Genomic DNA, 9930 nt, shown 5'->3' on the forward strand with positions numbered 1-9930 from the left:
CGGACTCGTGCCCGAATCCCGCCCCCGTCCACCGATTCCACCCGCGAAGCCGCGTCGGAGATACCGGCCAGAAGCGCCGGTACCCCCGAGCCCCGGTGACGCTTGTCCGGGCAGCGTCGGTTAAGGAGTGTCCGCCGCTACGGGACGACGATGACCGACGAGTCGACCACCGACCGACCCGAACGCCAGCACGTCTCCGCCGACGTGGCGCCGGAGCTGTACGAGCCGGAGGCCCCGCGATGACCCGCGTCGAGACCGAGGAGGAGAACGACGACGACCGCGAGCCGACGCGTCACGATGCCCACCTCCGCGACGTCGACCCCGGCGCGGGCTGTACGGAGATCTGGGAGCACCTCTCCGAGGAGCGCGACGAGGAGTGAGCCACGCACCACAGCAGGGAGTTTTTGCCCAGTGACCCCCAACGACGCCCAATGAGCGACGAACGGCCCACCCGGACCGAGCGGGAGTCCCCCGTCGGCGAGCCCGTCATCCGGGGCGACCCGGCCGTCACCGGCGAGCGCGCCCGCGACGCGGTCCAGTTCGACCCGACCGACCCGGATTCGCTCGCCGCAGCCGCCGACACCGTCGACGCCTTCGCCCGGAACACCGTCGGCAGCGAGGACAACGTCTACATGCTGCGCGGCGCGGCCGCCTGCGCCGCGCTCGTCCGCGGCGAGGGCTCCTACACCGCCGCCGCCGAACGCGTCGGCGAGCCCGCCACCGTCTCCTTCATCCGCAAGTGGGCCCGCGTCCACGACCTCCCCGAGTCCATCCGCCGCCACGTCGCCCAGGGCCACATCGCACCCACCGCCGCCAAGCACATCGCCCGCGTCGCCGGCGAGGCCCGGCTCTACCTCGCCTGGGCGGTCCTCGACGCCGACCTGACGGTGCGCGAGGTCCGCGCGGTCGCCAGCGCCGTCAACGACGGCACCCCGGTCGCCGACGCGCTCGCCGACCAGGGCGTCACCCTCGGCGCGCTCGACCTCAGGCTCCCACCGGCGACCTACCGCGAGCTCCGCCGCCGCGCCTCCGTCGAGAACCGGACCCCCGACGACGTCGTGGCGGAGGCACTCGACGAGTACCTCTGAAATCTGGGCCGGTTGCGATTTTCCGAACCCACCCCACCGGCGCGCGGCTGACGAGCGTGCCGAACGAAGTGAGGGTTCCGTGAGCGCAGCGAACGGAACGCAGCGAGACGACGGAGGAGTCTCGCCAGGCCGCGAGCAGACGCTCGTGCGAGGGATGAGCACCGGAGGGAGCTTGCGACCGAGGAGCGCAAGAGGCTGGGGAGGTGTGAGGTGCTGTGCGGGGTTGGGACTGAAAGGGGCCGTCGTCTCGACGAACCCGGACCCGGCAAGCGACGCGAGAGCGGAGCTCTCGCTAGTCTGAGCGCGTAGCGCTCAGGCACCGCAGGCACGAGGAGCGCAGTCGTGGTCCCGGGAGTCGAGACGACGGGGGCTTTCTGGCTGTTCGTGTTCCCAGAGAATCCGACCAGTACCAGCCGAACTAGCGACCACAGAATCGCGCCGCAGCGTCCGCGATCACCGCCCCAGCCGTCTCCACCTCACCCACGTCGATCGACTCGTCGGGGAAGTGCGCCTGGTCGATGCTCCCGGGGCCGAACAGCACCGTCGGGATCCCCGCTCGCTGGTAGTGGCGGCTGTCCGCCCCGTAGGTCGCGCCGTAGGGCTCCGAATCCAGCCCGGCCGCATCGGCGGCGGCCCGAACCGCACCCACGACGGGGTCGTCCGGGTCCACGGAGGCGGGCTCGAACTGGATGGAGAAGCGCTCGAACGTGGGCGGGTGCTCGGAGAGCCACTCGCTCTCGGCGACGACCTCGTCCAGTCGCTCCTGGAACTCGGCCTCGACGCTGGCGACGGTCTCGCCGGGGGCGACGCCGATGCGCACCTCGGCGACGAGCTCGTCGGGCACCGCGGAGGCCCAGTTGCCCGCGCGCACCGTGCCGACGCAGACCGGCCACTTGACCGGGTAGTCGGCGTACAGCGGGTGGTCGACGCGCGCCTCGCGCTCTGTCTCCAGGTCCTCGAAGGCGTGACGGATCGCCTCGAAGTGCGGGAGGACGGACTCGCCGCGCCAGCGCGTCGCCGCGTGGGCGGACCGCCCCTCGACGCGCAGGCGCTTCATCACGCTGCCCTCGACGGCCGTGACGACGCCGAGCTCGGTCGGCTCCGCGACGATGACCGCGTCGCGGTCGAACGGGTACGGGTTGTCCATCGCCGCCGCCGCGGCGCCGATGCCGCCCTCCTCCTCGCCGGCGACGCCCTCGACGACGACCCGGCCGTCCAGGTCCGGGGCATCCCCGGATTCGGCCTGCTCGGCGAGGTGCCGCGCCGCGAAGACGCAGGCGGTCAGCCCGCCCTTCATGTCCGCGGCACCGCGGGCGGTCACGCGGTCGCCGTCCCAGACCGGCTCGAAGGGGTCGCTCGACCACGCCGACCGCGTCGCCGGCACCACGTCGACGTGACCGTTCAGCACCAGCGTCGGCCCGGCGTCGGGGTCGCCGAACTCCACCACGCCCGCGACGGAGGGGCGGTCCGCGACGTCGATCTCGGCGGGGTCGTCCGGGAACGACGGATGCCCGGCCAGCGCGGCCGCGTCGGCTGTCCACTCGTAGGTCTCGAAGCCGAACGTCTCGAACCGCTCGCGGAGCCACGCCATCGCGGGTGCCTCCTGCCCGTCGGTCGTGTCGAACCGCAGCAGCTCGTCGAAGAACGCTCGCAGGTCCCCAGCCCAGCGGTCGGCGAACTCGTGCATGGGTACGACTGCTCGGAGCCGCCGTTAAAACCGTTCGATGCTACCCCGGCGAACGACAACCCTTTAACCGTCCCACTGCGAACTGTCGAGCGCACGGGCCGGTAGCTCAGTTCGGCAGAGCGTCTGGCTTTTAACCAGACGGTCGGGGGTTCAAGTCCCTCCCGGCCCGCTACTCCTGCGAACGCAGTGAGCAGTGAGTAGCGACGCCGGAGGGACTTGAATCAGGGAGCGAACGCAGTGAGCGACCGTGGTTCAAGTCCCTCCCGGCCCGCTCCTGCGAGGAGCGGACGTGACGAGCGGCCACAACCGACAGCGACGCCACTCCGCAGGTGCGAAGACGGAGAAAAACGCGCGTCAGCTCACTCCTTCCGCGGGAGGAACGCCAGCGTCACCAGCAGCACCAGCCCGAGGCTGGCCACGATGACGACGCCCCAGAAGCCGTTGATGCGCTCGTGGAAGCGGCTCTTGTCGTCGAGCTGTGCGTAGAGCGCGGCCTGGGCGTCCTCGCCCTCCTGGAGCGTGACGGTGTCCTCGTTCGTGAAGTGGACGGCGTAGCTCACGCCGTTGAGCGTGACGTTCTCGTGCTGCCCGAACGTCACCTCGTTGGTGCGGGGCGCGGTCCAGGTGAACGTCGCCTGCTGGGGCGCCGTGGTGATGGTGGTCTCGTTGCCGTTGAACTCCAGCGAGCTCGTCGTGTCGATGGTGACAGTCTGGATGCTCGTGTTGTTGGAGTTCGCGATGTACTCGTCGACGCGCATGGCCTGCCGGTCGGGCGTGTCCGGCTCGGCGTCGAGGTACTGCACACCGTCGGTCCACTGCGGGGAGAAGCGGTCCGTGGGCTCCCAGCGCAGCGTGATCTCGGTCGGCTCCGAGCTGTTGGCGATGAACGCGCGGTAGGTGTCGCCCTGGTAGGTGACCGTCGAGTTGTTGCTCCAGGTCTCCGACCACTGGGCGGACTCGTTGGTCCACGTGAGCACCGCCTCGTAGGAGACGCCGCCACCGCCACCGTGGCCGCCACCGCCGCCACCGCTACTCGCGGAGACGTCGGAGACGTTGTACACGCGGTCGTTCACCGTCAGCGTCGACCCCGATTGCAGGGTCTCGTCCGGATCCTCCAGCGAGACGGCCGGCTCCTCCGCGGTCGAGATGAACGCGAAGGCACCGGCGGTGATAACGAGGAGGAGTACGACGTAGGCCGCCGCTGCTCGTCGTTGCATAGTCGGAGCCTCGGACGCGCCGCCTAAAACGATTTCTCTTTGCATGGACGTCGTCGGGGGGTGCCGGGACAGGTCCGGACCCGTCGGGAGACCTTTGGACACGCCGACCGTAGTGCCACGGCATGAGCCTCTACGAGTCGGTCGCGGACCTGTCGCTGGTCGTCGAGGACTACCAGCTGCTGCGCCACGAACGAGACACGTCGAGCGGGTTCACGCGCGTGACGACCGTCTTCGAACTCCACGGCGACGGCCACGTCGGCCGCGGCGAGGACGTGACCTACGACGCCGACGACCACGACGCGCTCCAGGACGCCCACGACTTCGACTTCGCCGGCGAGTACACGTTCGACGAGTTCTCCGCGACGCTCGACGACGTCGAACTGTTCCCCGAGCCACCGGGGCAGGAGACCGCACGGCACTACCGTCGCTGGGGCGTCGAGAGCGCCGCGCTCGACCTCGCGCTTCGCCAGGCCGAGACCAACCTCGGCGATGCTCTCGGGCGCTCGTACGACCCGGTCCGGTTCGTCGTCAGCACGCGACTGGGCGACCCGCCGACGTTCGACCGTATCGCGGCCATCCAGGCGGTCACCCCCAGTGCGGAGTTCAAGCTCGACCCGGTCTCCTCGTGGAGCGACGACCTCGTCGCCGAGCTCGCCGAGACGGACGCGGTCCGGCTGCTCGACCTGAAGGGGCAGTACGAGGGCACCGAGGTCGACCAGCCGCCTGACCCCGACCTCTACCGGCGCGTGCTCGAGGCCTTCCCTGACGCCGTCGTCGAGGACCCCGCGCTCACCGACGAGACGCGCCCGCTGTTCGACGGACAGGAGCACCGCGTGAGCTGGGACTACCCCATCACCGGCATCGAGAGCGTCGAGGCCCTCCCGTTCGAATCCGACTGGCTCAACATCAAGCCGTCCCGCTTCGGCACCGTCGAATCGCTGCTCGACACGCTCGACTACTGCGAGGGACACGACATCAGCCTCTACGGCGGCGGCCAGTTCGAACTCGGCGTCGGCCGCGGCCACATCCAGGCGCTCGCGTCGCTGTGCTATCCCGACGCACCGAACGACGTGGCGCCCGGTGGCTACAACGACCCGGACCTCGACGACGACCTCCCGGCCAGCCCGCTCGCGCCGCCGACCGACCCCGTCGGTATCCTGTAGGTCGCTACTCGGTCGACCCCTCGTCCCCGCTCCCGTCCGCCCCGTCCGTGCCCGACGGCGCATCGTCCGCCGACGGGAGGTCCCGCGCCAGCCGGTCGAATCGACTCTGTGACGCCGTCGCCCGCGCCTCGGTCTCCCCGGGACGGTACGAGAGCAGCCGGAGCGACGACCCACAGACACACAGGTCGAACACCGCGCCCTGCTCGCGGCCCGGCTCCGGTAGCTCCCAGCGGTCGACCAGCAGCTCGTCGACCACCTCGCCCTCGTCCTCCACCAGCAGAACCGCGGTATCCTCCTCGAACCGGTCCAGAACTGCCGTGTACTGTCGTTTCATGCGTACTCCTCCCTGACGACGACCGTCCCCTCGTCGGTCGTGACGAGCACGGTGTCGCCGCCGTTGTTCCAGATCGCACCCTCCGCACCCCAGTACAGCTCGCCCTCGCCGTCCGTCCCGCTGCCGGTGTAGACCGTCACCTGCTCGCCCGGCGCGAGCGTGACCGACGGGAAGGTGTAGCGATGCCCCGCGGCGTCCGCGAGCACCCAGCCACCGAGATCCAGCTCCGAGTCGCCCGTGTTCTCGAAGGTGAGGTACTCGTCGTTCAGGTTCTCGTTGTCGTTCCCGGCGGCATCCGCGTGCACCGCGGCGAGCGAGAGCTGTCCCGCGACCGATGTCGACGTCCCACCGTCGGACGTGATGGGGACGACGCGCTCTCCCGAGCCCGCGACGAACTGCTCGCGCACCGCGACCGAGTCACCGCTCCCCGGGTCGACCGCCGGCTCGTCCCGCAGCGCCGTCGCGACCGTCGTCGCCGACTGCTGTGTCAGCACCGTCACGGTCCGCCCATCGCTCCGGACGACCACGTCGCCGTGGACCCCCGTCCAGTACGTCGGGATCGACCGCGTCGCCAGCCGTTCGAGCACCTCCTCGTGCGGGTGGCCGTACTGCGAGCTGTACGCGCTCGAGATCACCGTCACCCGTGGCTGCACGGCGTCGAGCAACTCCGTCCCCGTACTCGACCGACTCCCGTGGTGGCCCGCGAGCAGCACGGTCGACCGGAGACCGTCCCCGTAGGTCGACACCAGATACTGCTCCTCCACCACGCCCGCGTCGCCGGGAAGCAACACACTCGTGTTCCCGTGCGCGATGCGGAGGACGATGCTGTTCTCGTTTCGGTCGACGTTCGCCAGCGGCTCCTGCGGTGGGCCGAGCACCGCCACGTCGACTCCCTCGATGGGGAGCTGTGTCCCCGCCCGCGTCCGGAACAACGGCACGTCGTACTCCTCGACCGCGTCGAGGTACCGGTCGTACGTCGCCGACGACGACGCGATACCCGGGTCGTACACCGCACCGACGCCCTCACCCTCCGTCTCGAAGTACTCGATCACCGCGGCGTGGCCACCGATGTGGTCCGCGTCCGCGTGCGAGGTGACGAGATGGTCGATGCGCTCGATCCCCTGTCGCTGCAGGTAGTCGATGACGATCTCGCCGTCGTCGCGCCAGTCACCCGAATCGACGAGGACCGTCTCCCCCGCCGGCGTTATCACGAGCGCACTCGCCGACTGTCCGACCGCGATGAAGTGGACCTCGAGCGTCCCGTTGACGCTGCCCGCAACCGTCGTCGGCTCGTCCGACGTGACGGGCGCCCCCGTCGCGTCCGGCGCAGCGAGGCAGCCGCTACTGACGACGAGCAACACCAGCACCGCCACCGAACCGCGGCTCACGGTTCTCACCCTCGCACATAGCACCGAGATGTCGATAAACGTGGTTACCAGATTACTGTCACGACGCCCCGGCGGGCGGCCGGCCCGCGGCGCGAACGAAGTGAGCGCCCGCGGGCCGATGGCGGTCGCTGGGCGGTGCATCGGTCTCGAACCCACGACTCGCTCCTCACGTGGTCCACCGAGAAAGCCAAGGGCCGGATTTGAACCGGCGATGGGCGGCTCTGCAGGCCGCTGCGTTCGGCCGGACTCTGCCACCTTGGCGCAGTTTCACCTACTGGTCGGCCGAGTTTAAACGTAGCGATGTGTGCCGTCGACGCTGACCGACGGCGCCGCCGCTATCGCGTTCCCTGCTCGACCGAGATCACCGCCACCCCGGCGACGACGTCGAACGAGGTGGCTGTGGCTGGTGGTGGCTGACCGCACGATCAGCGACAGCCCCGCGCAGGGCTGTCGCTCACCGAAATGAAATGAAAGTATGAATGGGAGGCGGCGAATCGCGTTTCCCAGAGGCTCGCGCACTCCAGTACTCCCCGACACGCTGGCGAGCTTAACTTCCGTGTTCGGGATGGGTACGGGTGTTACCTCGCCGCTGTGGCCGCCTTAACGCCGACCAACGGAATCGAACCGTTGCAGTGGACCATCATCGGTCGATCTACACTCGTGTGTACGCGCAATCCAGTTCGCGCCTGGACCACCCCGAGTACAGTACGGTGGTCCCAGTATGCGGTATGACTAATGGCGTGATCGGTTAGTGCTCGCGGGCTTAACGCCTCGTTGCCTTGGCGCTCACACCCCGAGTCTATCTAACTCGTCTTCTACGAGTGATCACAATGGTACCTCTTTTCCAGGTGGGTTTCGAGCTTAGATGCGTTCAGCTCTTACCCCGTGTGACGTGGCTGCCGGGCACATGCCCTCTCGGACAACCCGTACACCAGTGGTCACCATTCGTAGTTCCTCTCGTACTATACGAACGTTCCCGTCAGGTACCTTAACACCCCCAATAGATAGCAGCCGACCTGTCTCACGACGGTCTAAACCCAGCTCACGACCTCCTTTAATAGGCGAACAACCTCACCCTTGCCCGCTTCTGCACGGGCAGGATGGAGGGAACCGACATCGAGGTAGCAAGCCACCGGGTCGATATGTGCTCTTGCCGGTGACGACTCTGTTATCCCTAAGGTAGCTTTTCTGTCATCAATCTCCCGCATCAAGCAGGATGATTGGTTCGCTAGACCACGCTTTCGCGTCACCGTCCCTCGTTATGAAGGACAGTGTCAGCCCACCGTATGCTCTTGCGCTCTGCTCCGAGTCTCCGACTCGGATGAGGTGGACATAGGGCGCGCTCGATATCTTTTCAAGCGCGTACCGCCCCAGTCAAACTGCCCGGCTACCGGTGTCCTCCGCCAGGAGTGAGAGTCACAGTCACTAATGGGTAGTATTTCAGTGTTGGCTCGGTGGCCCGCTAGCGCGGGTACCTGTGTAATGCCTCCTACCTATCCTGCACATTAGCGACCGTGTCTCAGCGACAGCCTGCAGTAAAGCTCTATAGGGTCTTCGCTTCCCCTTGGGGGTCTCCAGACTCCGCACTGGAACGTACAGTTCACCGGGCCCAACGTTGGGACAGTGGCGCTCTCGTTGATCCATTCATGCAAGCCGCTACTGAAGCGGCAAGGTACTACGCTACCTTAAGAGGGTCATAGTTACCCCCGCCGTTGACAGGTCCTTCGTCCTCTTGTACGAGGTGTTCAGATACCTGCACTGGGCAGGATTCAGTGACCGTACGAGTCCTTGCGGATTTGCGGTCACCTATGTTGTTACTAGACAGTCGGAGCGCCCGAGTCACTGCGACCTGCCTCTCTGCGAGGCAGGCATCCCTTATTGCGAACGTACGGGACTAACTTGCCGAATTCCCTAACGTCGGTTGTTCCCGACAGGCCTTGGCTTTCGCCGCCACGAGCACCTGTGTCGGTTCTTGGTACGAATCGCAGACTCGCCTTTTCACGGGCTCTAGGTACGATCGACTTTCGCTATCTCATGGTTCGTCCGCTTCGTGCCATTACGGCTTCCACGGAGTTGCATGATTCGACTGGGCGATGGCCCAGCTCGATTGTCCCCAAAGCGTCGGCTTTGAGTGTCTGCGAGCACTGGAATATTAACCAGTTTCCCTGTCGTCAGAGTCGAGTTGCGGTCTGACTTAGGATCGGCTAACCCTCGACTGATCAGCATTGTCGAGGAACCCTTGCTCGTTCGGCCGTCGGGGTTCTCACCCGACTATCGCTGCTACTATGGCCAGGATTATCGTCACCGGTCGGTCCACACGAACTCTCGTCCGTGCTTCCACCCGACCGGAGCGCCAGTCTACGGAATCACCCCTATGGGGGGTGTCGCCAGGTCTCGGTGATGGATTTGAGCCCCGATCATTTTCGGCGCCTCGAACCTCGGCCGGTAAGCTGTTACGCTTTTCTTAGAGGGTAGCTGCTTCTAAGCTCACCTCCCGGCTGTTTAGGGCTCGAGACTACCTTCGGTTGCACTTAATCCATACTTTGGGACCTTAACCCAGCTCTGGGTTGTCTCCCTCATGGTGCACAGGCTTACCCCGCACACCGGACTCCCTGCGTCTGTGGCGCTCGTAGGTTCGGAGTTTGACAGGGAGGTCGACATCTCTCGATGGCGAGTCTCCCAATCGGTCGCTCTACCCCACGAGCTACCTCAGCAGAGGTCATGCTTCGACATGTTTCGACTGGAACCAGCTGTTGCCAGGCTCGATGGGCCTTTCACCCCTATACGTAGGTCACGAGAGGGTATTGAAGGACACCAACTCTAACAGGCCTCCACGTGCCTTTCGGCACGCTTCACCTTGCCCACGCATAGATCGCCTGGTTTCGGGTCGTATCCGGTCGGCTCCCCGCCCTTGAAGACGGTGGCCCTGGCCCGTGAGGGCTGCGGCCGTATCGGTTTCCCTGCGCCTGCCTCGATGCTCGAGTTAGACTTGCCGGTCGGATACACTCCCTGGCTCGTTTTTCAAAACGCACGACGGAACATCGGCTCCCCAC

Annotated in this window: 7 protein-coding genes, 2 tRNA genes and 2 rRNA genes; 4 read left to right on the forward strand and 7 right to left on the reverse strand. The window is 66.8% G+C overall.

Annotation, left to right across the window (positions count from 1 at the left end; genetic code table 11):
- The first annotated feature begins 239 nt into the window (after positions 1-239).
- A complete protein-coding gene (locus tag ACSG06_RS21415; RefSeq protein ID WP_440992324.1) occupies positions 240-380 on the forward strand; it encodes a DUF8595 family protein in 141 nt (46 codons plus the stop codon).
- 51 nt (positions 381-431) lie between these two features.
- Positions 432-1088, forward strand: coding sequence for a DUF7119 family protein (locus tag ACSG06_RS21420; RefSeq protein WP_440992325.1), 657 nt, complete (start codon positions 432-434; stop codon positions 1086-1088).
- A gap of 418 nt (positions 1089-1506) precedes the next feature.
- Here ACSG06_RS21420 and ACSG06_RS21425 read toward each other — a convergent pair whose 3' ends face one another.
- Positions 1507-2775, reverse strand: a complete 1269-nt coding sequence (locus ACSG06_RS21425) for a M20/M25/M40 family metallo-hydrolase (protein ID WP_440992326.1) — start codon at positions 2773-2775, stop codon at positions 1507-1509.
- Between the two features lie 95 nt (positions 2776-2870).
- Between ACSG06_RS21425 and ACSG06_RS21430 the strand changes: the two genes are divergently transcribed.
- A tRNA-Lys gene (locus ACSG06_RS21430) sits at positions 2871-2944 on the forward strand.
- A 190-nt stretch (positions 2945-3134) separates the two neighbouring features.
- Here ACSG06_RS21430 and ACSG06_RS21435 read toward each other — a convergent pair.
- A complete protein-coding gene (locus ACSG06_RS21435; RefSeq protein ID WP_440992327.1) occupies positions 3135-3992 on the reverse strand; it encodes a DUF8231 family protein in 858 nt (285 codons plus the stop codon).
- A 122-nt stretch (positions 3993-4114) separates the two neighbouring features.
- On the opposite strand from ACSG06_RS21435, the gene ACSG06_RS21440 reads away from it, so the two are divergent.
- Positions 4115-5155, forward strand: a complete 1041-nt coding sequence (locus ACSG06_RS21440; protein WP_440992328.1) for an enolase-like domain-containing protein — start codon at positions 4115-4117, stop codon at positions 5153-5155.
- Between the two features lie 4 nt (positions 5156-5159).
- On the opposite strand, the gene ACSG06_RS21445 is transcribed toward ACSG06_RS21440, so the two are convergent.
- The 5 genes from ACSG06_RS21445 to ACSG06_RS21465 all read right to left on the reverse strand — a co-directional run.
- Positions 5160-5489: a DUF3006 domain-containing protein gene (locus tag ACSG06_RS21445; RefSeq protein WP_440992329.1), complete on the reverse strand. Its 330-nt coding sequence runs from the start codon at positions 5487-5489 to the stop codon at positions 5160-5162.
- Positions 5486-6877, reverse strand: a complete 1392-nt coding sequence (locus ACSG06_RS21450; protein WP_440992330.1) for a lamin tail domain-containing protein — start codon at positions 6875-6877, stop codon at positions 5486-5488. Before ACSG06_RS21450 ends, ACSG06_RS21445 begins: the two co-directional genes overlap by 4 nt.
- Before the next feature lie 185 nt (positions 6878-7062).
- A tRNA-Cys gene (locus tag ACSG06_RS21455) sits at positions 7063-7138 on the reverse strand.
- A 220-nt stretch (positions 7139-7358) separates the two neighbouring features.
- Positions 7359-7480: ribosomal RNA gene (gene rrf / locus ACSG06_RS21460) — 5S ribosomal RNA — on the reverse strand.
- 125 nt (positions 7481-7605) lie between these two features.
- Positions 7606-9930, reverse strand: a 23S ribosomal RNA gene (locus tag ACSG06_RS21465); the annotation flags it as partial.

The organism is Haloarchaeobius baliensis (assembly GCF_052060055.1).
In the GTDB taxonomy this organism is placed as follows: domain Archaea; phylum Halobacteriota; class Halobacteria; order Halobacteriales; family Natrialbaceae; genus Haloarchaeobius; species Haloarchaeobius baliensis.

Coding starts and splice junctions, on each gene's coding strand:
- ACSG06_RS21420 (WP_440992325.1), top strand. CDS start 432: ATGAGCGACGAACGGCCCACCCGGACCGAGCGGGAGTCCCCCGTCGGC.
- ACSG06_RS21425 (WP_440992326.1), bottom strand. CDS start 2,775: ATGCACGAGTTCGCCGACCGCTGGGCTGGGGACCTGCGAGCGTTCTTC.
- ACSG06_RS21415 (WP_440992324.1), top strand. CDS start 240: ATGACCCGCGTCGAGACCGAGGAGGAGAACGACGACGACCGCGAGCCG.
- ACSG06_RS21445 (WP_440992329.1), bottom strand. CDS start 5,489: ATGAAACGACAGTACACGGCAGTTCTGGACCGGTTCGAGGAGGATACC.
- ACSG06_RS21440 (WP_440992328.1), top strand. CDS start 4,115: ATGAGCCTCTACGAGTCGGTCGCGGACCTGTCGCTGGTCGTCGAGGAC.
- ACSG06_RS21435 (WP_440992327.1), bottom strand. CDS start 3,992: ATGCAACGACGAGCAGCGGCGGCCTACGTCGTACTCCTCCTCGTTATC.